The sequence below is a fragment of the Asticcacaulis solisilvae genome (assembly GCF_017875235.1).
Classification (GTDB): Bacteria; Pseudomonadota; Alphaproteobacteria; order Caulobacterales; family Caulobacteraceae; genus Asticcacaulis; species Asticcacaulis solisilvae_A.
On record NZ_JAGGMI010000002.1, the window covers coordinates 616,323 to 642,117 of the forward strand.

At 63.1% G+C, this 25,795-nt stretch carries 28 protein-coding genes; 19 read left to right on the forward strand and 9 right to left on the reverse strand.

Annotation, left to right across the window (positions count from 1 at the left end):
* Positions 1 to 10 precede the first annotated feature (10 nt).
* Positions 11 to 541, reverse strand: coding sequence for a GNAT family N-acetyltransferase (locus J2X24_RS06070; RefSeq protein WP_209718077.1), 531 nt, complete (start codon positions 539 to 541; stop codon positions 11 to 13).
* 78 nt (positions 542 to 619) lie between these two features.
* Positions 620 to 1,369: an enoyl-CoA hydratase-related protein gene (locus tag J2X24_RS06075; protein WP_209718079.1), complete on the reverse strand. Its 750-nt coding sequence runs from the start codon at positions 1,367 to 1,369 to the stop codon at positions 620 to 622.
* A gap of 209 nt (positions 1,370 to 1,578) precedes the next feature.
* Here J2X24_RS06075 and J2X24_RS06080 point away from each other — a divergent pair, with 209 nt between their 5' ends.
* The gene (locus J2X24_RS06080; protein ID WP_209718083.1) at positions 1,579 to 3,054 is read left to right on the forward strand and encodes a hypothetical protein; all 1,476 of its coding nucleotides are present in this window, start codon (positions 1,579 to 1,581) and stop codon (positions 3,052 to 3,054) included.
* A gap of 68 nt (positions 3,055 to 3,122) precedes the next feature.
* Positions 3,123 to 3,944 carry a hypothetical protein gene (locus tag J2X24_RS06085; protein ID WP_209718087.1) on the forward strand — a complete coding sequence of 274 codons (822 nt, stop codon included), beginning with the start codon at positions 3,123 to 3,125 and terminating at the stop codon, positions 3,942 to 3,944.
* A gap of 91 nt (positions 3,945 to 4,035) precedes the next feature.
* Here the strand turns inward: J2X24_RS06085 and J2X24_RS06090 are convergent, their stop codons facing one another.
* Together J2X24_RS06090 and J2X24_RS06095 are read right to left on the reverse strand one after the other, a co-directional pair.
* A complete protein-coding gene (locus tag J2X24_RS06090; RefSeq protein ID WP_209718089.1) occupies positions 4,036 to 5,364 on the reverse strand; it encodes a dihydroorotase in 1,329 nt (442 codons plus the stop codon).
* A 76-nt stretch (positions 5,365 to 5,440) separates the two neighbouring features.
* Positions 5,441 to 6,442: a glycosyltransferase family 9 protein gene (locus tag J2X24_RS06095; RefSeq protein ID WP_209718091.1), complete on the reverse strand. Its 1,002-nt coding sequence runs from the start codon at positions 6,440 to 6,442 to the stop codon at positions 5,441 to 5,443.
* 80 nt (positions 6,443 to 6,522) lie between these two features.
* On the opposite strand from J2X24_RS06095, the gene ygfZ reads away from it, so the two are divergent.
* From ygfZ to J2X24_RS06125, 6 genes are all read left to right on the forward strand, one after another.
* Positions 6,523 to 7,350, forward strand: a complete 828-nt coding sequence (gene ygfZ, locus J2X24_RS06100) for a CAF17-like 4Fe-4S cluster assembly/insertion protein YgfZ (protein WP_209718093.1) — start codon at positions 6,523 to 6,525, stop codon at positions 7,348 to 7,350.
* Positions 7,351 to 7,581: 231 nt separating this feature from the next.
* Positions 7,582 to 8,136 carry a DUF805 domain-containing protein gene (locus J2X24_RS06105; protein ID WP_209718095.1) on the forward strand — a complete coding sequence of 185 codons (555 nt, stop codon included), beginning with the start codon at positions 7,582 to 7,584 and terminating at the stop codon, positions 8,134 to 8,136.
* Positions 8,137 to 8,163: 27 nt separating this feature from the next.
* Positions 8,164 to 8,754 (forward strand): DUF805 domain-containing protein, encoded by a 591-nt coding sequence (locus J2X24_RS06110; RefSeq protein ID WP_209718097.1) that lies wholly within the window; start codon positions 8,164 to 8,166, stop codon positions 8,752 to 8,754.
* A 10-nt stretch (positions 8,755 to 8,764) separates the two neighbouring features.
* Complete coding sequence (locus J2X24_RS06115; protein ID WP_209718099.1) at positions 8,765 to 9,361, forward strand: DUF805 domain-containing protein; 597 nt, start codon at positions 8,765 to 8,767, stop codon at positions 9,359 to 9,361.
* Positions 9,362 to 9,442: 81 nt separating this feature from the next.
* The gene (locus tag J2X24_RS06120; RefSeq protein WP_209718100.1) at positions 9,443 to 10,156 is read left to right on the forward strand and encodes a DUF805 domain-containing protein; all 714 of its coding nucleotides are present in this window, start codon (positions 9,443 to 9,445) and stop codon (positions 10,154 to 10,156) included.
* Between the two features lie 42 nt (positions 10,157 to 10,198).
* Entirely contained in the window at positions 10,199 to 10,795 is a 597-nt protein-coding gene (locus J2X24_RS06125; RefSeq protein ID WP_209718102.1) for a ribonuclease HII, read from the forward strand.
* A 54-nt stretch (positions 10,796 to 10,849) separates the two neighbouring features.
* Here the strand turns inward: J2X24_RS06125 and J2X24_RS06130 are convergent, their stop codons facing one another.
* On the reverse strand, positions 10,850 to 11,395 hold the full coding sequence (locus J2X24_RS06130; protein WP_209718104.1) for a hypothetical protein: 546 nt from the start codon (positions 11,393 to 11,395) through the stop codon (positions 10,850 to 10,852).
* Positions 11,396 to 11,624: 229 nt separating this feature from the next.
* Here J2X24_RS06130 and J2X24_RS06135 point away from each other — a divergent pair, with 229 nt between their 5' ends.
* The gene (locus J2X24_RS06135) at positions 11,625 to 12,752 is read left to right on the forward strand and encodes a site-specific DNA-methyltransferase (RefSeq protein ID WP_209718107.1); all 1,128 of its coding nucleotides are present in this window, start codon (positions 11,625 to 11,627) and stop codon (positions 12,750 to 12,752) included.
* A gap of 50 nt (positions 12,753 to 12,802) precedes the next feature.
* Here the strand turns inward: J2X24_RS06135 and J2X24_RS06140 are convergent, their stop codons facing one another.
* Positions 12,803 to 13,330 (reverse strand): hypothetical protein, encoded by a 528-nt coding sequence (locus J2X24_RS06140; protein ID WP_209718110.1) that lies wholly within the window; start codon positions 13,328 to 13,330, stop codon positions 12,803 to 12,805.
* Between the two features lie 127 nt (positions 13,331 to 13,457).
* The gene (mutY, locus tag J2X24_RS06145; RefSeq protein ID WP_209718113.1) at positions 13,458 to 14,528 is read right to left on the reverse strand and encodes an A/G-specific adenine glycosylase; all 1,071 of its coding nucleotides are present in this window, start codon (positions 14,526 to 14,528) and stop codon (positions 13,458 to 13,460) included.
* Between mutY and J2X24_RS06150 the strand changes: the two genes are divergently transcribed.
* The 10 genes from J2X24_RS06150 (at position 14,527) to J2X24_RS06195 (ending at position 23,630) form a co-directional block, all read left to right on the forward strand.
* Positions 14,527 to 15,099, forward strand: coding sequence for a DUF721 domain-containing protein (locus J2X24_RS06150; protein WP_209718116.1), 573 nt, complete (start codon positions 14,527 to 14,529; stop codon positions 15,097 to 15,099). The genes mutY and J2X24_RS06150 overlap by 2 nt on opposite strands.
* 71 nt (positions 15,100 to 15,170) lie before the next feature.
* A complete protein-coding gene (locus tag J2X24_RS06155; RefSeq protein WP_209718119.1) occupies positions 15,171 to 15,839 on the forward strand; it encodes a thioredoxin domain-containing protein in 669 nt (222 codons plus the stop codon).
* 8 nt (positions 15,840 to 15,847) lie between these two features.
* Positions 15,848 to 16,483 carry a DsbA family protein gene (locus J2X24_RS06160; RefSeq protein WP_209718122.1) on the forward strand — a complete coding sequence of 212 codons (636 nt, stop codon included), beginning with the start codon at positions 15,848 to 15,850 and terminating at the stop codon, positions 16,481 to 16,483.
* A 7-nt stretch (positions 16,484 to 16,490) separates the two neighbouring features.
* Positions 16,491 to 17,183: a thioredoxin domain-containing protein gene (locus J2X24_RS06165; protein ID WP_209718124.1), complete on the forward strand. Its 693-nt coding sequence runs from the start codon at positions 16,491 to 16,493 to the stop codon at positions 17,181 to 17,183.
* 159 nt (positions 17,184 to 17,342) lie between these two features.
* The gene (gene smc / locus J2X24_RS06170) at positions 17,343 to 20,819 is read left to right on the forward strand and encodes a chromosome segregation protein SMC (protein WP_209718348.1); all 3,477 of its coding nucleotides are present in this window, start codon (positions 17,343 to 17,345) and stop codon (positions 20,817 to 20,819) included.
* Between the two features lie 174 nt (positions 20,820 to 20,993).
* Entirely contained in the window at positions 20,994 to 21,290 is a 297-nt protein-coding gene (locus tag J2X24_RS06175; protein WP_310002561.1) for an AtpZ/AtpI family protein, read from the forward strand.
* A 119-nt stretch (positions 21,291 to 21,409) separates the two neighbouring features.
* Complete coding sequence (locus J2X24_RS06180; protein WP_209718127.1) at positions 21,410 to 22,171, forward strand: F0F1 ATP synthase subunit A; 762 nt, start codon at positions 21,410 to 21,412, stop codon at positions 22,169 to 22,171.
* A 32-nt stretch (positions 22,172 to 22,203) separates the two neighbouring features.
* Positions 22,204 to 22,455, forward strand: a complete 252-nt coding sequence (locus J2X24_RS06185) for a F0F1 ATP synthase subunit C (RefSeq protein ID WP_209718130.1) — start codon at positions 22,204 to 22,206, stop codon at positions 22,453 to 22,455.
* 25 nt (positions 22,456 to 22,480) lie between these two features.
* Entirely contained in the window at positions 22,481 to 23,134 is a 654-nt protein-coding gene (locus J2X24_RS06190; protein WP_209718131.1) for a F0F1 ATP synthase subunit B family protein, read from the forward strand.
* 4 nt (positions 23,135 to 23,138) lie between these two features.
* The gene (locus tag J2X24_RS06195) at positions 23,139 to 23,630 is read left to right on the forward strand and encodes a F0F1 ATP synthase subunit B family protein (RefSeq protein WP_209718133.1); all 492 of its coding nucleotides are present in this window, start codon (positions 23,139 to 23,141) and stop codon (positions 23,628 to 23,630) included.
* A gap of 178 nt (positions 23,631 to 23,808) precedes the next feature.
* On the opposite strand, the gene J2X24_RS06200 is transcribed toward J2X24_RS06195, so the two are convergent.
* Entirely contained in the window at positions 23,809 to 24,168 is a 360-nt protein-coding gene (locus J2X24_RS06200; protein ID WP_245344460.1) for a PGPGW domain-containing protein, read from the reverse strand.
* A 78-nt stretch (positions 24,169 to 24,246) separates the two neighbouring features.
* Positions 24,247 to 25,791, reverse strand: coding sequence for an aminomethyl-transferring glycine dehydrogenase subunit GcvPB (gcvPB, locus tag J2X24_RS06205; protein ID WP_209718354.1), 1,545 nt, complete (start codon positions 25,789 to 25,791; stop codon positions 24,247 to 24,249).
* Between the last annotated feature and the right edge of the window lie 4 nt (positions 25,792 to 25,795).

Consider the following 25,795-nt stretch of genomic DNA (forward strand, 5'->3'; position numbering starts at 1 on the left):
ACGCGCAAGATCAAACGGCGTCGGCGCGGACGACTTGACCGGCCAGCATATCGCCCGGAGTGGTGTAGTGGATAAGCACCCGGCGCGGATCGACCGGTCCCGGCATGATCATGTCCCTGGCGCGCTCAAAACCCAATGGCGCGAAATACTCAGCATCACCAACCAGCAGCACGGCGCGCAGGCCCGCCGTCTTCGCCGCCTCAAGCGACAAGCCGATCAGACGTTTGCCCAGGCCGCCGCTGCGAAAAGCGCTGTCGACAACAATAGGGCCAAGAAAGGCTATGGTGTCGGATTGTCCGGCATCCTCATTCCGGACGACGATCGGCCACAGCCGTACCGAGGCAACAACCTGATCGCCCTTGAGCGCGACAAAGCTCATGTTCGACAAAGGCTTGCAGCCTTCACGAAGACGCTCGGCGGTCTTGACGTAGCGGCCCGGCCCGAAGGCACGGTCCGTCAGGGCCAGGATCTGGTCATCCAGACCGCCGGGCTCCAGGCCCACCACATACAGATCCTGCGCGCTGCCGCTGTCCAAAGGCATACCCATGCACCTTCAAAAAGAGGACGCGCAAATAGGCGCAATCTACCTTTACGTCAAATCACATCCCATCGCCGAATGTTAGCGATTAAGGAAGGCCATAAAGGCCGCCGCCGCTTCCGGGCTTTGCAGTTGCTGGCGGAAAATTTCGCCCTCGGCCCTGACGACCTGCCACAGTGCTTCGGGATCACGCATCAGGCGCTTGGTGTGCGCCAGGGACGATGGCGACAGTCGGACAAGTTTTGACGCCAGGTCGTCGGCCGTCTGGCTCAGCGCGCTGCCGTCCACCACGGCGTTGACCAGGCCCAGCCGATGCGCCTCCTCAGCCCCCATGGCTTCGCCCAGCGCCATCCAGGCGAATGCCCGGGCATGGCCAATGCGTTGCGGCAGCAGCAGGGTCGAGCCGGCCTCCGGCACCAGGCCCAGCTTCAGGAACGGCAGGCTTAGGCGCACATCGTCAGCCGCGACCGCCAGGTCGCAATGCAGCAGCAGGGTCACGCCGATGCCGACGGCCTGGCCCTGCACGCCGGCGACCAGCGGCTTTTCAAAAAAGGTCAGGGCGCGCAGGAAGCGGAAGACCGGCAGGTCGTCCAGCGGCACGGACTGAAAATCGCCGACGCCTTGCGCGAAATCCAGTATGTCATTGCCGGCGCAGAAATCACCGCCCTCGGCCGTTATAACAACGGCGCGGACATTGTCGTCGGCGCCCGCCCGGTCCAGCGCGGCCGTCAGATCCTCATACATGGCGCGCGTGATGGCGTTCTTCTTGGCCGGCCGGTTCAGCCGCAGGCGCATGATGCCGCCGTCGACAGCGCTGATGATATCGCCCATGCGTCGCTCCTGTTTTATACTCCCAGGCTAAACCAAGTTTACGTGCACGGCAACCATGCCGCAACGTCAATACGCGGCACGATCCCAACCTGTGACATCTTGCCTTGTGTCCGCCACATCCTGTAGATAATGGATGTCTTAATAATAGCCGCCCGTGCCCGAACGTGGCGGAGCTTACAGGTTTCGCGCAACTTTATGAAAGTCGCCTCATGAACATCGCCAAATTCGCCGCCATGCTGCGTGTACTGGGCTTAAGCCTGGGCGTCATCGCCGCCACGGCCAGCCTGACCGCCACAGCGGCATACGCTCAAAATCCCGACGAAGACCGGCCAAATTCCCAGGCCAAGACCAAGAAAGCCGATGGCAAGTCTGGCCCCGGGCTGACGATCGACCCCGCGCAGCAAGCCAAGGCCATGGCTGACGCCCCGGCCATAGTCGCCGCGGCCAAGATTGCCTGTGAACCGATCAATGCCTATCCGCGTGGGCCGCACGATTACGAGAAGGAAGACAAGACCAAGGTCAAGGCGACGATTTACGAGATCGCGTGCAAGACCGGTCCGGGCTTCATCATCATCGTGGCATCGCCGACCGAAGTCTACAGCCCCTTCACCTGCACGGCCGCCTGGCGCGCGCAGCAGAAGGAAGCCAAGAATATCGGCTGCGAACTGCCGGAGAACAAGCCGCACTACAAGTGGCTGACCCCGGTCGTCCAGCCCTACCTGCCGGGCTGCGAAATCAGCGAAGTCAAGATGATCGGATCCAGCACGGCCGCCCCCTATTTCGACCGTTACGAAGTCGGCTGCGGCAGCAAGGTCGGCGGCATCATCGACTACCCGCAACTCGCCTCTGACGCCCCGATCGGCTTCCGGAGTTGCATCGGCCAGGAAGGCACCACCGCCACCTGCACCCTCAGCACCCGCGAACAGATTATCGAATCCCTGAAGCCGCTGGCCGCCACGGCCGACAGCAAGTGCCAGGTCAGCGACGTCCGCTTTGTCGGCGTCACCACCGAAGGCAACGGGGTCTTCTATGAATTCGGCTGCTCCAACCAGCCGGGCTTCATCGTCCGTGCCAAGCTCAGCGACAATAGCTTCGACCGTTTGGTCCAGTGCAGCGCCGCCGCCTCCCTGGGTGGCTGCAAGCTGACCAAGGCCGAAGACGCCGCGGCCGGCGCCAGCGGTGACTACAGCTCGATTCTGAAGAAGGCGGGCTACACCTGCACCGTCTCCGACTTCAACGTGATCGGCAGCCAGGAAAACACCAAGCGCGACTATGTCGAGTTCAAGTGCCCGGAACAGCCCTGGGGCCTCATCGGCTTCGTGCCGCAGCCGGGCAGCACCGCCGGCGTGTCCGTCACCGACTGCTATCTGGTCAAGACGCGCAACCGCACCTGTACGCTGACGACCGACGACATGCTGAAGGGCCAGCTTGACAAGCTCATCAAGATCGCCGAGCCCAAGAAGGGCTGCGACATCAAGGAGGTCAAGTACCTCGGCGAGTCCGCCGGCGTCGAAGGCGGCCTGATCGCGGAAATCGCCTGCGTCAACAAGCGCGGCTACATCATCGTGGTCGAAAAGGATCGCAACAGCATTTCGCTCGCCACCCCCTGCCACATTGCGAAGGCCCACAAAGACCCGCAGCAATGCACCATTGCCGGCAACGGCACCTATCTCGCCGACAACTAGTTCGTTGAAGGCAATGTTTCAGGCCCGCAGGCACAGCTTGCGGGCCTTTTTCTTGGGAACTTAAGACGATGGTCCGATTTCATTTGGCTTGTCTGGCGGCGGTGATGGTGGCGCTCGGCGGCTGTGACCTTATGGCGCCAAAGCCGGTCGACACGGCCGCGCAAGCCGTCCCGCCGCCGCCGTCCGGCACGGCGGTGCTGTTTGCCGATGGCGATATGGTCAGCCTGCAGGTCCGGCCGGGAGACTGCGCCAAAACGGACTGTCTGGCGTTCAGAGACGGCCGTTGGCGCCCCATGGCCAAAGCGTCCGTCCGCACCCTGCCGCTTCTGGCGGTCAGCGAAGCGACCGGCTCTGATTACAGCGAAGCTCTGTGGCGAACCGTGGCGCCCGGACGCGCCGTCCTGCTCAACACCAGCGCCGCGCGTCAGACCCTGTCGGCCGGCCACCTCGACGGCCTTCGCGTCGGCCTGGCCAACGGCGCCCATCGCGGCTACGTCACGATCTACGCCATCGAGGATTCGAAGTCCGCCGTCTTCAGCGAAGGTCATCCTTTAGGCGACGGGCGCGTTTTCCTGCCCGTCAATGCCGAGGTCATCGTGCACGGCGGCACAGCGTGGCTTTTGCATCAGCGCGCGGATCGCTCCGCGAACCTTATCGACCTGTTCAAAGTCCTGTCTCGCCCCGCCGCCATCCAGTGTCTGCCCGGGCTGGCGCTGGATACTACACAGTGGGCCGGACCGGTCGAACAGGCGCTGTCTCCGAACCTCTTCGTGTCGCGCGCCATCGACGCCACAAAGGACGCCGCGCGGCGTCAGGCCGTCATCGCTGCCTGCCCGCTCAAGCCGGCCGATCCAACGCTCAAGGAGCGGCTGGGGATCAGGTCCGAATGATGCCCGCATCATTCGGACCTGATCTTTTGCCTTGTCGCGATATTTTACCTGAAAACCGCAGAGACGCTTCTTGGCACTTTTCAGGATATCGCTACAGCGATTCCATAAAGCGGCATGCTTCGCCCTGCGACGGCCGGATGATCTCGTCGTCGCGCATGACGACCGTGCCGCGAATGATGGTCGCCTTGGGCCAGCCCGTGACCTCCATGCCGTCGAACGGCGTCCAGCCGCAACGCGAGCGCATGTCCTTATGCTGGAGAACGCGCCTGGCCTTGAGATCGACCAGGGTGACGTCGCCGTCATACCCTTCCGCCATCCGGCCCTTGCCGGCGACACCGAAGACGCGCTGCGCGCCCGCCGAGGTCAGGTCGACCAGCCGCTCCAGGCTCAGGCGGCCATTGGCGACGTGGTTGAGCATGACCGGCAGAAGTGTCTGCACGCCCGGCATGCCCGACGGCGATTGCGGATAGGGCTTGGCCTTTTCCTCCAGGGTGTGCGGGGCATGGTCCGACCCCAGCACATCGGCGATACCGCCCGAAATGCCGCGCCACAGGCCGTCGACGTGATACTGGTCGCGGATCGGCGGGTTCATCTGCGCCAGACCCTTGAGGCGCTCATAGGCCTCGGGCGCGACCAGCGTCAGGTGCTGGGGCGTGATTTCGACGGTGGCGATATCCTTATGCCCGGCCAGAAACTCGATCTCCTCGCGCGTCGTGACGTGCAGGACGTGGATGCGCTTGCCGGCCTCGCGCGCCAGCCGCACCAAGCGCTGGGTCGACTGGATGGCGGACTGGGCGTCGCGGACGAAGTCGTGGCTGGTCCAGTCGCCTTCGCGCGCCAGCGGGCGGCGCTCGGCCAGCCGGTACTCGTCCTCGGAATGGAAGGTGGCGCGGCGATTAACGGCGCCCAGGACCTGAGCGACGCCGGCATCGTCGGCGATCAGAAGCGTGCCGGTCGATGCGCCCATGAACACCTTGACGCCACAGCAGCCCTTCAGGCGCTCAAGTTCCGCCAAGTTATGGATATTCTCATGCGTGCCGCCGACATAGAAGGCATGGTCGCAATGCATCCGGTGATGGGCGCGCTTCAGCTTGTCGGCGAAGGCGTCGGGGTCCGTGGTGGTCGGATTGGTGTTCGGCATTTCGAACACGGCGACCACGCCGCCGAGCACAGCGGCCTGGCTGCCGGTCTCAAGGTCTTCCTTCCACTCCAGGCCAGGCTCGCGGAAGTGCACCTGGGTATCGATCACGCCCGGCATGGCCAAAAGGCCCGTGGCATCGAAGATTTCGGCGGCGCCGTCCTGGGACAGGTCGCCGAAGGCCGTGAACTTACCGCCGGAAATGCCGATGTCCCCACGGCCGCGGCCGGCGTGGTTGATGATATCAGCGTTGCGGATGATCAGGTCGAAAGTACGGGGCATGGCGCCCTCCAAGGCAAGCGCTTTCCAAAAAGTGTCATGCGGTTTTTGGACTAAAAGCGCGACAAAGATAAAGAAGCTATTCGGCGACGGCTTCGGCGGCGGCTTTACGCGCGCGGCCGTTTGATTCCGTCACCCGGACGATGCCGTCATAAACCGTGTCGATCGATAAATCGAGCATGTGACAAATGTCTAGCTTCAACTTTGGGTCAGCGGCCTGAATGGCCGAGAAACTGCGTGGTCCACGGATGATATGGACATTGTCGCCGATCGGCGCCACCGCGTCGTCCGACGGCCCCATCAGCGCGAAGGTCTCGATGCCTGATGCCGCTGCCAGGTGCAGCCAGATCTCGTCATTGCCGACAAAGACCGAGCCATGCCTGAGCGCGGCGTAGGCGCTTAAGAGGTCGAGCTTTCCGGTCAGTTCCAGCACGCGGGCGCGCGGCGTGGCCATGCGCAGCGCCACGGCGGTTTCATAATCGTCCTGCGAGCCGAGAATAAGCAGGCTGTGGCCGGCGAACGGCCCGTCATTGCGCATCAGCCGCGTGGCCAGCACCGCGAAGCGTTCGGTCGGCCAGCGCCGCCCCAGCCAGCCGGCGCCGGGCGCCATGACGATCAGCGGCGCGATGCCGCGTCCATTGTCGAGAAAGGTCCGCACGCCTGCCTGGCGCGCGGGAGATACACGCAGTGAGGGTGCGACCTCCGCCTCGTCCAGCCGGAGCGCGCGGCACAGCTGCGTCAACGGCCCGGCCGGATCGTTGGCGTTCAGGGTAAATCGCGTCTTGGCCGGGATTAGCCGCGAAATCATCGTCGGGCCGATATCGACGCAAAGGCCCCAGGACCGGCGGCTGAGATCGGTCAGGACCCCCAGCGTCTTCAGTTGAAAAATCGCGCCGTCGATCGCTTGCAACTCGTCGACCAGGTCATCATCTTGGAACAGTTCCGCCGACAGCCTGGTCGTAACCAGGGTAATGCGGGCATTCGGAATTTCCTGGCGCAAACGGCACACGACTCCGCTCAGCGCCAGCGCTTTCGCGGGCTCTGCAATCGCCAGCAGGAGGATCGGGAATGCCGTCTTCATTCACTCTACTAATTAAGGTATCGGCGTTAAATCGCAAGCATGCGCTATAGAAGTCCCCTACGCCATAAAAGCACCGTTACATGACAGCCATCGCCGAACTGCCCCACCGCGCCCTGGTGCGCCTGACCGGCCCCGACTGGGCCAGCTTTCTCAAAGGCCTGTGCACGGCGCATATCGACCGCATTGCCGCCGCCGCATTGTCGGGCGAGGACCGTCTGTACTATGGCGCCTTCCTGCGTCCGCAGGGCAAGATGTACGCCGACTGCATCATCAAGGCCGTGGCCCCTGAGGAGGTGTGGCTCGACGTGCCCCTGTCGGCACGCGATGAATTGCTGGCCAAACTGAACATGTACAGGCTGCGCGCCAGGGTGACGATCGAGCCCCTGGAACGCGCGGTGTTCGTAGCCTTCGGTGACACCCTACCGGCCGGCTTTTCGCCCGACGCCCGGGGGGACATCATCGCCGCCGGTTTCGGATTCGCCTACGGTGAGCACCACGCCACGACTGATGCCGCCGCCTGGGCGGAATTCCGCATGGCCCGCTCTTTAAGCGACCCGGGCCATGACTTCGGCAAGGACGAACTCTACGCCATCGACGCCAATCTCGACGTCCTCGATGCAATAGATTTTCACAAGGGCTGTTATGTCGGACAGGAACTGACGTCGCGCATGAAACGGCGCGGGCAGATCAAGAACCGTATCCTCGGCTACGTCGCGTCCCTGCCCCATCCGGCCGGCGCCGAGGTGTTGAAAGGTGAATTGCGTGCCGGCGAAACCCTGGGCCAGGCCGGTGCTTTCGGCCTGGGCCTGATGCGCCTTGACCGCATGGACGGCGATCTGCAGACCTCCTCAGGGACTTTGAAACTGAACATAGCGCCCTGGCTGGCCGAGATAGTACACACAAAATAGCCCCGTAAAACATACGTTTTACACAAATTTCTCGTATTAAACCTTATGGTTAACACTTGAAATAACCCATCCCAGCCGTCGTAGCCTGTGTAACTGGGCATGTGTCTTTATTTGAAGGATCGTGATCACGTTGTTGCCCGAGGTTGCCGAATGCAAGAAAACGGCTTAGTCTCTGCTCGGGCGCTTCGGGGGACGTCTGGTGGCACCTCCCGCGCATAACGGGAGAAACCAATGGCCAAGACCGCTACACCGCTGATGTTTCAGCCGCTCGTCAAATATGTGGACTTCAACGGTCGCGCCCGCCGCAGCGAATACTGGCTTTTCTTCCTCTTCCAGTTCCTCGTCAGCATCGCACTGGGTTTAGTCGGTGCCATTGCCGGCCTGAAGGCGCCGATGGAAGCCGCCACCAATCTGTTTTCGCTGGCCATGTTCCTGCCGACGCTCGCCGTCAGCGTCCGGCGCTTTCACGATATCAACCGCACTGGCTGGTGGGTGATCTTTCCGCTGGCCGTGCTGATCGTCGCCCTGATCATCTACTTTGTCTTCAACGGAACGGCCTTTATCGCCGCCATGAAGGACATCGACATGCAGGCCATCAAGGCCGAGGATGAAACCGCCATCATGGACATGTTCACGGCCCTGGCGCCCATGTTTCTCTGGGTCTGGCTTCCGGCCTGGCTGGCCAGCGTCGTGACCTTCGTGTTCCACGTCACGGACGGCACCAGGGGTGCGAACCGTTTCGGATCCGATCCGAAAGGCGCCTCGGCCGACGCCGGCGTTTTCTGAGTTGCTGAACTGTCCAAGGGGGATGCCATGAGCAAAGTGCCATTGATGTTTCAACCGCTGGTGAAATATGCCGACTTCAATGGCCGGTCCCGGCGCAGCGAATTCTGGCTTTGGGTGCTGTTCCGCATCATCATCGGCATCGCGCTGGGCGGTGTCCTGCTGTTCACGATCGGAAGCTCGATCCACCTGGCCGAAAACCAGCCGGAACTGTTCATGCAACGCTATATGACGGCGATGCCGGTCATCCAACTGGTCAACCTCGCGCTTCTTTTGCCGTCACTGGCCGTCGGCGTTCGCCGCCTGCACGACATCAACCGGTCGGGATGGTGGATCGTCATGCCGGTCATCGTGATGATCGTGGGCTTCATCCTGTTCTTCATCGTATTCGGGACCAGCCTGTTCCAGATGATCAGCGCGAGTAACGGCGGCAATGAAATCACCGACGCGCAGGGGCTGGAGATCGCCATGAAGCTCTTCGGCTCCATGACGCTGTGCATCCTGTTGCCCGTGCTGATTTCGCAGATCGTCATGCTGATCTTCTATGTCACCGACGGTACGCCGGGCCCGAACCGTTTCGGCCCCGATCCCAAGGGCCGCGGCAACACGGCCGTGTTCTAAGGAGGCCAGAATGTCGGGACTTCTCCTGCCGCTTCGCCCCCTGGCCCGCTACGCCGATTTCAAGGGCCGCAGCGGCCGCGCCGAATTCTGGGCCTTTACCCTGCTGCTATGGGTCGTCTATGGGGGCCTCTACGCCTGGATGTTGACGCCGCTTGTTCCGGTCTTCCAGGGACAGACGCCGGGCGTGGAAATCTTCATCCATATCCTGACCAGCGTCGGCGTCATGTCCCTGGTTGGCCTCGTACTGTTCCTGCCGGCACTGGCCGTGCAGGTTCGCCGCCTGCACGACATCAACCGTTCCGGCTGGTGGGTCATCCTCCCGACCGGCCTGAGCATGGCCGGACAGCAACTGGCTTACATCTTCCAGTCCGGCGACATCATGCGAACCACGATGCAGGCCAGCCAGGCGGCCGAGGCCATGGCCGGTCCGTCCCTTGATTTTGCCCGGCTGTGGGACGCCTACTGGCCGCTCTACCAGGTCGTCCTGCCATGGGCTTTCGGACCGAGCCTTGCCGGTTATCTGGTGCTGCTGATCTTCTTCCTGTCCCCCGGCAGCAACGGCGAGAACCGCTTCGGGCAGAATTCACGGCTCGGCGCCACCACCTGACGTTGCGTTAACCGAACGCGTTTGCGGTAAGTTCAGACCTTCATGCGACGTTGCCTCTGCTCCACGCAGAAGGACACCCGCATGTTGATGCTCCAGCCATTGCGTAAGTATTTTGATTTCAGTGGCCGCGCCAGCCGCGCCGAATACTGGCAGTTCGTTCTTTTTCAGTTTGTCGTCGGCTTTATCCTGAGCTTTGCCGCCGCGGTGAGCGGCGGAAACGCAGGCCTCAACATCCTGTCCGGGCTTTTTTCCCTGGCAATGATGATTCCGACCATTACCGCCGGTGTCCGCCGCCTCCACGACATCAACCGGACCGGCTGGTGGATCATCCTCCCCTCGGCCGTTCTGATGGTGACGCTGACCGTGTTCATTTTCGGCGAGGGAACGGCGATCGCCCAGAACTTCGCGTCGATGTCCTGGGAGGCCAATCCCTCGGACGGTGTGCGGGCCGCGGTGGGCGCCCTCGGCAGCCTGATGACCTGGGTTGTTTTGCCGACCTGGCTGGCCAGCCTCGTCACCTTCGTCTTCCACATCACGGAAGGCACGTCGGGCCCCAACCGTTTTGGCCCCGATCCCAGGGGCGGCAGGACGGTGGACATCAGCGTCTTCGATGACGAGCGTGTCGACGCCGCCATCGCCGAAGCCAAGGCCGGCAAGCGCGAACGCGACTCGGACTATAAGCCCGTCTTCGACTTTACCTCACCCCTGCCGACCGCGACAGCCAGCGCCGCGCCACCTCCGCCGGTATCACCGGCTCCGGCGCGTACCACGCCGACTTTCGGCAAGCGGCGCTGACCGGTCTGGCCTTGCCGTCCTGAATCGTCTAAAGCTGGGGGAATGGTTGATTTCTCCCACGAAGCGAGTTTCGACGGCCTGGTCTGCGGCGTCGACGAGGCTGGACGCGGTCCCTGCGCCGGGCCCCTGTGCGTCGCCGCCGTCATCCTGGATCCGTCGCGTCTGCCTGTTGGAGTCGACGACTCCAAGGCCCTGACGGAAGCCCGCCGCTTCGCTCTCGAACCCGAGATCAAGGCAGCGGCCATTGCGTGGTCGGTCGTGACCATAACCGTCGAGGAGATCGACACGCTGAATATCCTGGCCGCCACCATGGCCGGCATGGCGCGCGCGGTCGAAAGCCTGGTCCCGGCAGCGCAGCACGCGCTGATCGACGGTAATCGCAGTCCGAAGCTGGCCATCCCCTCGACCGCCTTGATTGGGGGCGATGCGCGGTCATTGTCGATCGCGGCCGCCTCCATCCTGGCCAAGACCGCGCGCGACCGCATCATGATCGAACTGGACAGTGTCTATCCGGTCTATGGCTTCAAGAAGCACAAGGGCTACCAGGCCGAAACGCATCTGGAAGCCTTGCGCCTGCACGGCGCCTCACCCGTCCATCGCCGCAGTTGGGCGACTATCCGCGATCTGGTCGTCGCCTGATAGAGCGATATGGCAAAAAGTGTGAGCGGTTTTTGCCTTAAATATCGCGACGATCTAGTGTGGCCATTCTTCGGTGAGGACATCGGCCTTACCGTCCTTCAGGCGAACCTCCAATGACGGCTTGGCCGGCTTTCCTTCGGCGAACAGTTCATAGATGATCGTGCCGTCGGGCTGGGCGCTTTCGATGACGCGCACTGGCGCGATGGACTTGCCGGAAGCTTCCGCCACTGCCTTCACCGAAGCGGGCGCATCGGCCCAGGCGATGTCGCGCTGGATCTCCACGACTTCGAACTTGCCGTCCTTTTCCAGCACGTCCAGCTCGACCTCGGAACCATCGGGGCGGTTGCCTTCGATGTCGAAATAGACGCGGTTTTCACGTGCCTTGCGCTGGGCCTCCTTGATCGTCATGCCCGGAACCGCCGCGAGGACCGCCGCCCTGGCGCCTTCAGGGATGTCCGCGGCCGTCAGTTCGGTGATGACATCGCCTGACGCGCCTGATGACGCCGGTGCTTCAGCGGCCTTTTGCGGCGAACAGGCCACCACGCCGGCGGCCAAAAGGGCGGCGGGCGCTACACGGAACAGGATACTTAGAGCGGTCATAGGAGCCTCGCATATGATACCGGTGTCAGAGATCGATTTACCATAGTCGCGGAACAAAACGAATCCAAAAGTGAGTCCGAAAAGACTCACCCACAACAAAAACGAATCGATCGATTCGCGGCGAGTCAAGCTTAACCTTTCGTTAAACGGTGCCGGAGTCTAGTCTTCGGCTTCAAAGCCTTGCTTCCGTGCGGCAAAACGCCCGCCGGACAGACGAAAGACCGTCAATATGCCGAAGCTCAAATCCGCCCTCGCGCCCGCAGCCATTCCCGCCGCCTCTTCGCCTCTCAAGCTCGACACCATCCACGTCGGCGAGTGCGTCGAGGTGCTGAGAACCCTGCCCGACGCCAGCGTGGACCTGATCTTCGCTGACCCGCCCTATAACCTGCAACTGGGCGGCGACCTGCTGCGCCCCGACAATTCCAAGGTCGACGCCGTCGACGATGAGTGGGACCAGTTCGCCAGCTTCGAAGCCTATGACGCCTTTACGCGCGACTGGATGCGCGAATGCCGCCGCGTGCTCAAGGACGACGGCGCCATGTGGGTCATCGGCTCCTATCACAACGTCTTCCGCCTGGGCGTAGCGCTTCAGGACCTAGGTTTCTGGGTCATGAACGACGTCATCTGGCGCAAGTCGAACCCGATGCCGAACTTCAAGGGCACGCGTTTCACCAATGCGCACGAGACCCTGATCTGGGCGACGAAGGGCAAGGGCCAGAAGCGCTACACGTTCAATTACGACGCGCTCAAGGCCTTCAACGAAGACACGCAGATGCGTTCGGACTGGACCATTCCGCTGTGTACCGGCGACGAGCGCCTGAAGGACGAAAACGGCGACAAGGCCCACCCGACGCAGAAGCCGGAAGCCCTGCTCTACCGTGTCCTGCTGGCCTGTTCCAAACCCGGCCATGTCGTGCTCGATCCGTTTTTCGGCACCGGCACGACCGGCGCCGCGGCTAAGCGCCTGGGTCGTCACTATATCGGCATCGAGCGCGATATGCGCTACGCGATGCACGCCCGCGAACGTATCGCCAAGGTACAACCGGCGACCGCCGAAGACCTGATGATCATGGGCTCCAAGAAGGCCGAGCCGCGCATCCCGTTCGGCGCCCTGGTCGAAGCGGGCCTGCTGCAACCCGGCGACATGCTTTATACGCCCAAGGGTGACCGCTCCGCACGCATCCGCGCCGACGGCTCGCTGGTGCACGGCCAGCTGTCCGGTTCGATTCACAAGATGGGCGCCATGATGGAACAGAGTCCGGCCTGCAACGGCTGGACCTACTGGCGCTTCAAGACCGATGCGGGCTTAAAACCGATCGACGACTTGCGCTCGCGTATCCGCGCGGATATGAATTAGCGCTTTCCAAAAATTGCCACGCGGTTTTTGGACAAAAGCGCGACGAAAGATCAGTCAGATCCATTCATCGCCAGATCGCTGTTGGCGGGCTGCTTGTCGGCCCGCTCAAAGTGCGCCGTCACTAACAACACGCGGCCTTCCGTTGGCTGGCCATCAGCGGCTACCGGCCCAACCACGGTCTGGCTGACATTGTTAAGTGCGATTTCGACGAAGTTCGGGTCGCGGATGTCGTTCGGCCCAGCCTCACAATCGGTCATGCCGCCATCCTTGCCGATAATGCAGCTGATGTCGAAGCGCTTGCCCTGGTCCAGCAGGTCGAGATTGCTGTTTTCCGGCTGATATTTCGATTGCGCCGGCCCCTCGATAACCTCGACATCGGACAGGCTGACCGTTTCGGCGACCGGCTGGTCCGGCACGGCGAAGCGCGCGGGCTGTGGGATCGATGGCACTGTGAAGGTAAAGGGTTGCGGCGCCGGCTGCAGACCTTCAATGGACGCAGGCATATCTTGCGAAACAGCAATGCCTGGCACCACAAAGGCAAGGGCGGCAATGGCAGAAAGGGTCTTGGCCAAACGCATCTCGGCCTCCTCTTTTCACGGATTCGAGAGCTTAGCCTAGGCCGCCTGTGCGACCTGTCCAATAGGGTTTATTTCGCCAAAGATCAGTGCCGCATTAAGATTTTACAAGGATTTTACAGGCTGCGAATCAGTCGAGAAAGGCCAGCGCCTTGCGGAAAACGGTCGGCAGTTCGCGCCCCTTGGCAACCGGGATAAACTGCCAGTCATTGCGCTGCCTCAGCATTTCCGACGCCTCGGTATCGCCGATCCGGCGTAAAAGGACGGTCTGCATCAGGGCGAAATGCGTAAAGATGTGGTCAAAACTGCCCTTGCGCGTGAAGGGCCCTGGCACGGGCGGTTGAGCCGGGACGGCGTCTTCGCGCCACGGACTATGCGGAAACCCAAGCATGCCGCCCAGCAGCCCCTTGTCGGCGCGGCGTTCGACCAGGACGGTGTCGCCATTGACGATCAGATAGAGGTCGCCCTGGCGCCGGGGCTTGGCCGCCTTGGCGCGCTTGACTGGAAACTGCGCCTGCCGCCCTTGCTGAAAAGCCAGACAGCCCTCGCGCAAGGGACAGAGCATGCATAGCGGCGCCTTCGGCCGGCAGATCGCCTGGGCCAGATCCATCAGGGCCTGCGGCCAGTCGCCCGGCCGGTCGTCGGTCAGCCACTGCGCCGCGGCATCGCGGACCTGCGGGCGGCCTTCCGGTAAGGGCGTCTCGATGACATAGAGCCGCGTCATTACCCGCTCGATATTGCCGTCGATGACATTGGCAGGCTGATCGAACGCGATCGCCGCCACGGCCGCTGCCGTATAGGGGCCAAAGCCCGGCAGCTTCAGCAACTCGGCTTCGGATGAGGGAAAGCGCCCGCCATGCTCGGACACCACGGCGCGGGCGCATTTGATCAGGTTGCGGGCGCGCGAATAGTAGCCAAGCCCGGCCCACTCCGCCATGACCTGCTCGTCCGGCGCGGCCGCGAGATCGGTGACCGTCGGCCACAAAGCGAGGAACCGCTCATAGTAGGGCGTGGCGTGCGGCGTCGTCGTCTGCTGCAACATGACCTCGGACAGCCAGACGCGGTACGGATCGCGCGCCCCGCGCCGCCACACCAGGTCGCGACGATGCGCATCATACCAGTCGAGAAGTTGCGCGCGAAGGCGTAAAACCAGCGCCTTGTCCTTTTCCAAAACGGCTTCTTTCACTATACTCGCCGCCATGAAACGGTCCCTGCCCACTGTCGAAGAAGCGGTGCGAATCCTGCGCACCACGCACACGCGCCGCGCCCCAAAGGCGCCGCCGAGCGTAAAGAAGCAGGTTCAGCCCCTGCTGAAAAGCCTCGAGGAAAAATTCGCCGCCCACGACGACGGTTCGACCAAGCTGCGCGTCCGCTGGCCTGAGATCGCCGGCGAACAGCTGGCGCGGATCTGCGAGCCGGTCAAGATCATCAAGGTCAAGTCGACCGCCGCCAACCCCAAGGCTGGCACGCTCGAAGTCCGTGTCTCGGGCGCGTTCGCGCCGCTTATCCAGCACCAGGCGCCTACCCTGATCGACCGCGTCAACCTCTATCTGGGCGGCAAGGTTATCGAGCGGCTGAGAATCGTGCAGGGGCCGCTGACCGAGACCAAACGTCCGGCGCCCAAACCCCGTCCGCGTCCGCTCAATGCCTCGGAGGAGGTACGGTTGCGCGACATGGTCGCCGATGTCGCCGACGACAGGCTGCGCAACGATCTCCTGAGACTGGGCCGCGCCATCCTTATGCGCAACGGACAGGGGTCCGGCCACAAATAAGGCAAAAACACAGTTGACAAACAGGGGAACCTCCTGTTCCCAAAAGCAATCAAACCGTCACGGGGAAACCGATGCTCTCTTCCAATTATTCTGCGCGCACCCAGACTCTAAGAGCTTTGGCTATCGGCGCGGTGGCGGGCCTGAGCCTGCTGGCCGCGAGCTGCTCCAAGGGCGGCGGCTCGACCGACACCGTAACGTCGGACGACATGGTCCTGGGTAAGGCCGACGCGCCCGTGACCGTCGTGGAATACGCCTCGGTGGCCTGCCCGATCTGCGCCGTCGTCAACCAAAACGTCATGCCCGAGTTCAAGGCGAAATACGTCGAGACGGGTAAGGTAAAGCTGGTCTACCGCCCGATGCTGACCGGCAACCCCCAGGTCGCCGCCGCCGGCCACATGCTGGCCAAGTGCGTGTCCCAGGACAAGCAGTTCAAGGTGCTTGACGCCATCATGCGCGCCCAGCGCCGCATGGACGAAGGCGGGGCGCCCGAGCAGTACGTCAATGCCCGCCCTGTGCTGATCGAAATCGCCAAGTCGGCCGGCCTTAGCGAAGAGCAGTTCAACACCTGCATCACCGACAAGAAGTCGCTGGAGAAGCAGAACGAACTGAACGAAACCTATGGCAGCGGCCACGGCATCACAGGCACGCCGACCTTCTTCGTCAATGGTAAGAAGATGACCCTGGTCAAAGGCGATATCACCGATTTCGACGCCGCCATCCAACCGCTGCTGAAGAAGTAAGAATCATCATGAAAACCGCTCTGCGCGCCCTCATGCTCGGCGGCCTCGTCGCCGCCGCCCTCGCCTTCGCCGGCTGCTCCAAGGGCCCCTCCGCCGCCGCCATTGGCGAAGAAATGACGCTTGGCGAAGCCAAGGCGCCCGTGACCATTATCGAATACGCTTCGGTGACCTGCGCCCACTGCGCCGAGTTCCACAAGGACGTCATGCCGCAACTGATGTCGAAATACGTGGCGACGGGTAAGGTCCGTATCGTCTATCGCGAATTCCTGACCCCGCCGCACGACGTGGCCGCCGCCGGCACCCTGACCGCACGCTGCGCCGGCAAGGATAAGTATTTCAAGGTGACGGACGCTATCATGCGCGCCCAGGCGGAAATGTTCGCCGGCGGATCGACCGAGAACGCGCGCCCGGTGCTGCAACGCATCGCCAAGGATGTCGGGGGCCTGAACGCCGATCAGTTCGCCAAGTGCGTCACCGATCCGGAAAGCCTGGCCACGCTGCAGGCCAATGTCGAGAAGTTCCGCGAGCAGGACAAGATCACCGGCACGCCGACCTTCTTCATCAATGGCAAGCAGTTGCACCGCACCTCGGGCGACATCGGCGACTTCGACCGCGCGCTGGCGCCGCTCCTGGCCGGAAAGTAGGATCGACGTGCGGGCACTGGTCGGCTGTCTGATAGTTATGGCCGCGCTGGCGGCGGGCGACGCCATGGCCGCCGCTCCCAAGAAGCCGACCGCCCCGGCGAAGGCGGTCAAGGCGCCCGCTATACCGGCACATGTTGTGCCGACCGAACCCGGTCTGCTGCCTGATATGAGCCTCGGCAATCCCAAGGCGCCGGTCACGGTCATTGAATACGCCTCTGCCGCCTGCCCCCACTGCGCCCATTGGAACAAGGACATCTGGCCGGCTTTCCAGGCTAAGTACGTCGCGACCGGCAAGGTCCGCTATGTCTTCCGCGAGATCGTGACTTCGCCGGCGGAATACGCCCTGTCGGCTTTCCTGATTGGCCGCTGCGCTGTCGCGAAAAGCAAGACACCGGCCAATTCCGGTCCCTACTTCGCCGTGCTGGAAACCTTCTTCACCGGCCAGGAAGCCTATTTCAAAACGGGCGACCTCAGCCCGCTGACCCAGTCCGTCCAGAAGAAGACCGGCCTCAATCCGATGGCGCAGCTCGACTGCGTCACGGACGAAAAGCAGTTGGACGCCTTCTACAAGACGATGAACACACACGCCGAGCAGCACAAAATCCGCTCGACGCCGAGCTTCGTCGTGAACGGCAAGCTGATCGAAGGGCATGAGATGGCGGACCTTGACGCGGCCATCGCCGCTGCCGCAAAGAAATAATCCCCGAAAAAGCGAATTGCGCTTGGCAATTGTCTTGTCACGCGATTTGCGCTGATATAGGCGCGATAGAGATGATTCCTGCCGCTCATAATGGGCGCGCGGTCGCTTTTGCCGAATTCCGAAAGAATTCGGAACATCAATGCCTACAAAGGCCCGTCGTTGCAGTTCCAGAAGCTCAAGCTGTCAGGATTTAAGTCCTTCGTCGATGCGACCGAATTCCGCATCGATCCGGGCCTGACCGGCATTGTTGGGCCGAACGGCTGCGGCAAGTCGAACCTTCTGGAAGCCCTGCGCTGGGTCATGGGCGCCACCTCGGCCAAGGCGATGCGCGGCGCCGGCATGGACGACGTCATCTTCGCCGGATCGGACAAAAGACCGTCGCGCAACTGGGCCGAAGTCACCCTCACCATCGACAATGCCGAACGCCTGGCGCCCCAGCCCTTTACCGACCAGCCGGTGCTGGACGTTGCCCGCCGCATCGATCGCGGCGCGGGCTCCAGCTATCGCATCAACGGCAAGGAGGTGCGCGCCCGAGATGTGCAGTTGCTGTTCGCCGATGCATCGACCGGCGCCAATTCGCCGGCGCTTGTCCGCCAAGGCCAGATTTCAGAATTGATTGGCGCGAAACCGCAGAACCGCCGCCGCGTCCTCGAAGAAGCCGCGGGCGTCTCGGGCCTGCACACACGCCGCCACGAAGCCGAACTGCGCCTGACCGCCGCCGAAGCCAATCTGGCGCGCCTGGAAGACATCGCCCGCGAACTGGACACCGCCCTGTCGCGCCTGAAGCGCGAATCGCGCCAGGCCGAAAAGTACCGCAAGATCTCGGCCGAGATCCGCGCCCTGCAAAAATCCATCCTGCACGCCAAGTGGCTTGAGGTCAGAAGCCTGCTGGAAGGCACGGTCAGCGAGATGCAGGCCCTGTCGCAGCGCGTCGAGGAAACCGCCAGGGCCGCCGCCGCCGCCCAGACCGAACAGATCAACGCCACCGACGCCGTGCCCCCCTTGCGCGAAGAAGAGGCCGTCGCCGCCACGGTCATGCACCGCCTCAACATCGAAAAGGAACGGCTCGACCTTGAGGAAAAGCAGATCGCCACCGAGATCGAGCGGCTCAAGAGTGAACTCAGCCGGATCAAGGCCGACCAGCAGCGCGAACTCGACCTGTCGTCCGACGGATCGGTACAGATGGAGCGTTTGCAATCCCTGCTGGCGCGCGTCCGCCAGGAAATCGCCGACGCCCCGTCGCGTGAGCCCGAACTGAAGCAAGCCCTCGATGAAGCCGAGGAAAAGCGCGTCAATGCCGACAAGGCCATCGAAGTCCTGGCGGCGCAGCAGGCCGCGCTTCAGGAACGCCAAAGGCTCGAAGCCTCGCGGTTGCAGGAAGCCAAGTCGCGTTACGATCGCCTGAGCGCGCAGCTGACCCAGGCGATGAACGAACGCAAGGCGTTGGGTAACTTTGACTACGATGCGCTGGAACGCCTGCGCAATGACGCGGCCAACGCCCAGGCTGCCCTCGACGCCGCGCGCAAAGACGCCGAAGCGCTGGAAGGCGGCCGGGTCGAGCTCGTCAATGCCGAGGCCCAGGCGCGCAAATTGGCGCGCGAACTGGAAGACCAGCTGGGCCGTTTGACCGCCGAAGCGCGCGGCCTCAGCCAGATCCTGAGCGGCCCGCAAAAAACGACCGGCCAGCCGGTGCTCGACCAGGTCCGCCCTGACAAAGGCTTCGAACTGGCCCTGGCCGCAGCCTTGGGCGACGACCTCAACCTGACGCTTTCCAAGGCCGGAGCCTTGGACAAACTTGCCTTCTGGACCGAGGATTTCGAGAGTCGCGCGGCAAGGATGGACCTGTCGGGCCTGGGCGTTGAGCCATTGAGCCAGCATGTCCGCGCCCCGGATGCCCTTGCTTTACGCCTGTCGACCATCGGCGTCGTGGCACAAGGCGATGGCGATCGCCTGCAGGCCCAACTGCCTGTGGGGGCGCGCCTGGTCTCCAAGGAAGGCGACCTGTGGCGCTGGGACGGGCTGATCGTGCGCGCCAAGGCACCTAAACCCGCCGCCGTCCGGCTGGCCCAGCGCAACCGCCTGGAAGAGCTTGAAACCGAAATCGACGGGCTGAAACCGCGCCAGACCGCCGCCCAAAAGGCCCAGGTCGAGGCCGCCGACGCCCAGCGCAAGCACGAGGAGTCCTTACGCCAGGCGCGCCAGAAATTGCCCGACCTGGAACGCAATGCCCGCGCGCGCCAGCAGGGTCACGACGACCGGCTGCGCGCCCAGACGCAATATGAAGCACGGCGCGAACATCTCGACGCCAGCCTGGCGCGCCTCGAATCCGACCACAAGGAAATCGAACATCTCTACAAGGCCGCCATGGCCAGTCAGTCGCAATCTGGCCAGGCCGAGGCCATGAACGACATGCTGGTCCAGGCGCGCCGGCTGGCCGACACCCACCGGCAAGCCGTCATGGCGGCGCGCGCCCAGCTCGACCAGGAAGCCCGTGACCGCCAGGCGCGCGAAGGCCGCGAACGTAACCTGAGCCGCGAACTGGCCGACTGGACCCGCCGCACCGGCGATTCCGGTAACCGCCTGGCCGAACTGGAAAAGAGCGAGGCGAAAAGCCGCGAGGCCCTCAGTAAAGCACAGGCCGCGCCGGCCGAGTTCGGAACCCGCCGCATCGCCCTCGTCGACCAGATCGAGATCGCGCAAAAGCGCCTCAGCGAAGCGCGCGATCAGTTGAACGCCGCCGAAAGTGCCCGCAGAGACGCCGACATTAACGTGCGCGGCGCCGAAACGACCGCGGCCGCCGCCCGCGAAGAACGCGCCGGCACCGCGGCCCGCCTCGAAGCCATCCAGCAGCGCGCCGCCGAGATCGAGGCCATGATCCTCGACCAGACCGGTGGTACCCCCGACGACCTCGGCAAGCGCCTGAAGGAAGAGGCCATCGCCACCCCCGCAGACGCCTCGGGCGCGGAATCGCTGCTGTCGGGCCTGGAGAAGGAGCGCGATGCGCTCGGCGCCGTCAACCTGCGCGCCGAAGAGGAAGCGTCCGAGTACGAATCACGCCTCGACACCCTGTCCAAGGAACGCTCCGACCTGATTACCGCCATCGCCAAGCTGCGCGACGGCATCGATGAACTGAACGCCGAAGGCCGCGAACGCCTGCTGGCGGCCTTCGAGATCATCCACGAGCACTTCAAGACCCTGTTCGTCACCCTGTTTGGCGGCGGCTCGGCCGAGCTTCGTCTGGTCGAATCGGAAGATCCACTCGAAGCCGGTCTCGAAATCTACGCCTGCCCGCCGGGCAAGCGCCTGTCGACCATGAGCCTGATGTCGGGTGGTGAACAGGCGCTGACGGCGACCGCGCTGATTTTCGGCGTCTTCCTGGCCAATCCGGCCCCGGTCTGCGTGCTGGACGAAGTCGATGCGCCACTGGATGACGCCAATGTCGACCGCTATTGCCGCCTGCTGGCCGAGATGCGCAGCCGCACCAAGACGCGCTTCATCGCCATCACGCACAACCCCGTCACCATGTCGCGCATGGACCGCCTGTTCGGCGTGACAATGTCCGAACGCGGTGTGTCGCAACTGGTCAGCGTCGATCTGTCGCAGGCCGAAGCCCTGGTCGCAGAGAACGTGGCTTAAGCGTTTTTCCTATATTTTTCCGTGAATTCCGCCGGAATCCCCACCTGTTGCCCGCCAATTGTGACAATTGGCGAGAATTGCGCCGCAATTGCTTGACCTTTCAGCCCCGCTTGAGTAGTTTCCGCGCCGTTCGAAGACGGGTAACATCTGTTATCCGCCTGTTAGGTGCTGAACGTGACAGAAGAACCCCCCGATGGGTCGAAGACGGACGATTTGGACGATCTCGACCGGCGCCTGAAGGCGATCGAAGCGCGCAGACGCAAGACGGTCGACACCAAGGCCGAAGTCGGCGCCAACAAGGGCTTTCAGGTCCTTGGCGAACTGCTGGGGGGCATTCTGGGAGGTTTGGGACTGGGTTGGCTTGCCGACACCTATATTTTTCACGCTCAGCCGTGGGGAATGATTGTCGGGACCATTTTGGGCATGATCGCCGCGATGTACGCGATCATCAAGTCGAGCCAATCACGCTAAAGTCGCGGTGTTCCGCGCCGGCGGCACCCTAAGGACACCGGCGGACTTTTTTAGCCGCATTTTGAATTACCCGCGTTCGCGCCTAGCGCCGGACCGCATCCAAGAGGTTTAAGAGGCTCATGGCCGACCCAATGCACCAGTTCCAGATCCAGAAGGTCATCGACCTTCCGGCTGTGGAAGTCCTAGGACAAACGATCGATATGTCGATCACCAACTCGGTGCTGGCGATGCTGATCGCCGTCGGACTTACGCTCCTGTTCTTCGCCCTGACGACCGCCCGCGCCGAGATCGTGCCGGGCCGTGGCCAGGTCATGGCTGAAGGCCTGTTCAACACCATCGATGGCATGGTCGAATCGATTATCGGCCATGACGGCCGCAAATTCCTGCCCTACGTCCTGACGCTGTTCCTGTTCATCCTGGCCTGTAACCTGGTCGGCATGTTCACCTATTTCACGGCGACGTCGCAACTGGCCGTCACCATCACGCTGGCGGTCATGACGATCGGCCTGGTGATTATCGTCGGCCTGGTCAGCCACGGGCTCGGCTTCTTCAAGCTGTTCCTGCCGTCGGGCGTGCCCTGGTACCTGGTGCCGCTGATCATTCCGATCGAAATCATCTCCTTCTTCGTGCGCCCCATCACCCTGGCCCTGCGTCTGTTCGGCAACATGGTCGGCGGTCACATCGTGCTCAAGGTTTTCGCCGGCTTCGTCATCTCGCTGGCAGCGCTCGGCATGGGCGGCGTCTTGGGCGCCATCATCCCGGTGACGGCGATCGTCGCCCTCACCACCCTCGAATTCCTGGTCGCATATCTGCAAGCCTTCGTGTTTGCGGTTCTGGCCTGCGTCTATCTCGGTGACGTGGTCAATATCGGCCACCACTAACCTTCATCCTTTTTGACTAACGGAGTTTTTCCATGGCTTTGGACCTTCAATCCGCTCAGGCGATCGCTAGCGGCCTGCAATTCATCGGCGCTGGTATCGCGACCTTCGGCATGATCGGCGCCGGTATCGGCCTCGGCATCCTGTTCGGTAACTTCTTCAACGGCGCCCTGCGTAACCCGTCGGCCGCCAAGGAACAGCAAACCAACCTGTTCATCGGCATGGCGCTGACCGAAGCGCTCGGCATCTTCGCGTTCGTCGTCGCCCTGCTGATCCTCTTCGGTTGAGCCGATAAAGGCTCAGGGACACGACATGTACGCCGCAACCTCACCCGAAGCCGCGCCACTCGCCGCCGCCGACACGCCTGTGTCCGCGCAAGCGGTGGCCGGGGATTCGACGGTGCCCTTTGCTGAAACCGAGCCCCACGGCGTTCCGTCGGATCATACGACCGAGCATACCGAACATGGCGCCGAGCACGGGTCGGGCGGTCTGCCCCAGCTGGATACCCAGCACTGGGGCGGACAGATCGTCTGGCTGTTGATCGTATTCCTGGTGCTTTACGTCATGGTTGGCCGCGTCTTCGCGCCCCGCCTGCGTAAGGTCATCGATACGCGCGGCGCCACGATCGCCGAGGACCTGGCCAATGCCCGCGCCAACCGCGACGAGGCCGAGGCCCAGGCCCGGGAAGCCGCGGCGGAAACCGCCACGGCGCAGGCCCTGTCCAAGAAGATGGCGGCGGAAGCCATTGCCAAGTCGAACGCGGAAATCGCGGCGGCCCAGGCTGCGGAAGACGTCAAGCTGAACGCCCGTCTGTCGGAAGCCGAGACCCGCATCAAGGCCGCCCGCGACGAAGCCATGAGCCACGTCCGCGACATCGCTTCGGAAACGGCCTCGGCGCTCGTGCAGAAGCTGACCGGCAAGGCGGCGACGCAGGCAGCCCTGCGCTCCGCCCAGCAGAAGGTATAAGATCATGTTCAATTTCGCCGATCCCGAATTCTGGGTCCGCGTTGGCCTGCTGATCTTCTTCCTGATCCTGGTCATTGCCGGCGTTCCGGGCGCCATCTGGAAAAGCCTTGGCGATACCGGCAAGGCCGTCCGCGCCGAACTGGATGAAGCCGTGCGCATCCGCCAGGAAGCGACCGACCTCCTCAACAGCATCAAGGCCCAGCGCCAGGAAGCTGAACTGAAGGCCAAGGAGATCATAGCCCTGGCCGAAGAGCAGGCGCAACGCCTGACCGAGGAAGCCCGCGTCAAGCTGGCCGAGACGATCAAGCGCCGCGAGGAGCAGGCCGAACGCAAGATCGCCCAGGCCGAGGCGCGCGCCGCCGCAGACGTCAAGGCCGCCGCCGCCGAACTGGCTACGCAACTGGCCGAGACCATCCTGACCGAACGTACGGCCGGCCTCGGTGCCGACCCTGCGGTCGATAAGGCAATCGGCCAGCTTGAAGGCCGCTTCTCTTAAGCGCTCTCTACTGAAAACGACAAAGGCCCGGAGTTCGCTCCGGGCCTTTTCTTATGCGACGGGAAGCGTCGATATGGCTTCTGCCTCCCCAAATCCAATAAGATTTGGGGAAGCAGAGAAAAGCCCTCGCGACTTGGTCGCGAGGGCTTTCTAAATTCTGGATCAGCCGAAGGCTTGTTTAACCGAAGGCCGGGCGGCGCGGCCTGAACATGCCGAACAGGCCCCGGCGGAAGCGGTACAGGAACCGGTCCTTGCGGCGCAGGAAATGGCGTTCGGTGCGCAGCATATTGAGCCACATCAGGGCAACGACCTTGGCGCCGGGCCGCAGCAGGGCGCGGACAGGCCCGAAGATTTTGGGATAGCGGCGACGCATCTGGATAAAGCTGCGCTTGGCCCAGGTCGAGTTGCGCAGGACGAGGATGAGGCCACCAATAAAGAACGGCACACCCAACGGGCCCGGCAGCGGCGCGATCAAGACGCCGAATGCCATGAGCACGAAGCCCAGCAGCATCATAGACATCTTGATGAACAGTTTCATCGCTTGGCGTTCCCGTGTGATGTTCCCGATATAGGGACACCACACGGAGAATACTAGCAGGACAAGGTTACAAATTCGTCAGCTATGAGTAAGTTTTGGCTGACGCGCCGCGCGGGTCTCGTCCAGACGCTTGGCAGGGGCCAGATAGGGCGCACCCTTGAAGCGGCTGACATCGCCGTCAAGCGCCGCTTCAGCCAGGGCACGAAGCACAGCGACGAAACGATCGAGCTCGGCCTTCGATTCGGTTTCGGTCGGCTCGATCAGCATGGCGCCATGGACGACCAGCGGGAAGTACATGGTCATCGGGTGGAAGCCCTCGTCGATCATCGCCTTGGCGAAGTCGAGCGTGGTCACGCCGGTGCCTTCCAGCCAGCTGTCATCGAACAGCGCTTCGTGCATGCACGGGCCGTCCGGGAACGGCACGCTCATGACATCACCCAAAGCTACCTTGATGTAGTTGGCGTTCAGCACAGCATCCTCGGCGACCTGCTTGAGGCCATCCGAACCGTGGCTCAGCATATAGGTCAGGGCGCGGATATACATGCCCATCTGGCCGTGGAAGGCGCACATGCGGCCGAAATTGGCCTTCGAGGCATCTTCGCCGTGTTCTTCTAGGGTAAAGCCTTGACCTGAAGACACGACCCAGGGACGCGGCGCGAAGGCCGCCAGGGCCTCCGACAGCACCACCGGGCCTGCGCCCGGCCCGCCGCCGCCGTGCGGCGTCGAGAAGGTCTTGTGCAGGTTGATGTGCATGGCATCGACGCCCAGGTCGCCCGGGCGAACGCGGCCGACAATGGCGTTGAAGTTGGCGCCGTCGCAGTAGAAGTAACCGCCGGCGGCGTGGATCAGCTCGGCGATCGTGACGATGTCGCGCTCGAACAGGCCGCAGGTGTTCGGGTTGGTCAGCATGATGGCCGCCAGTTGATCGCCGGTGGCGGCGATCTTCGCCTTCAGGTCCTCGAGGTCGACGCGGCCATCATTAGTCTGGCCGATCTCGCGGACCGTATAGCCTACAAAGGCTGCGGTGGCCGGGTTGGTGCCGTGGGCCGACGACGGCACCAGAACGGTGCGACGTTGCCCTTGCCCCTTTGCCTCGTGCGCGGCCTTGATGGCCAGCAGGCCGCACAGTTCGCCATTAGCGCCGGCCTTCGGCGTCAGCGCCACAGCCGGCATGCCCGTCAGCGTCTTCAGCCAGTGCGCCAGGCTGTCCATGAGTGCCAGCGCGCCCTGGACGGTCGAGACCGGCTGCAGCGGGTGGATGTCGCCCAGGCCGGAGACGCGCGCCATCTTCTCGTTCAGGCGCGGATTGTGCTTCATGGTGCACGACCCCAGCGGGTAGAGCGCCAGGTCGATGGCGTGGTTCTTCTGGCTCAGGCGGACATAGTGGCGCACGGCCTCGGGCTCGGTCAGGCCCGGCAGGTTGAGCGTGTCACCGCGCACCAGATCACCCAGATCCGACGTATCGATCGCGACATCGGCGAAGTCGACGCCGGTGCGGTGATAGTCATCCCATTCGAAGATCAGCTTTTCCGACTGGAGCAGGCCGCGGCCGCCCAACAGGGTCTTGAACGAGGTGTGTTCGATGTCGAAGTCCGGCGCGCTGGGTCGGCCGACAGTATTCATTTTC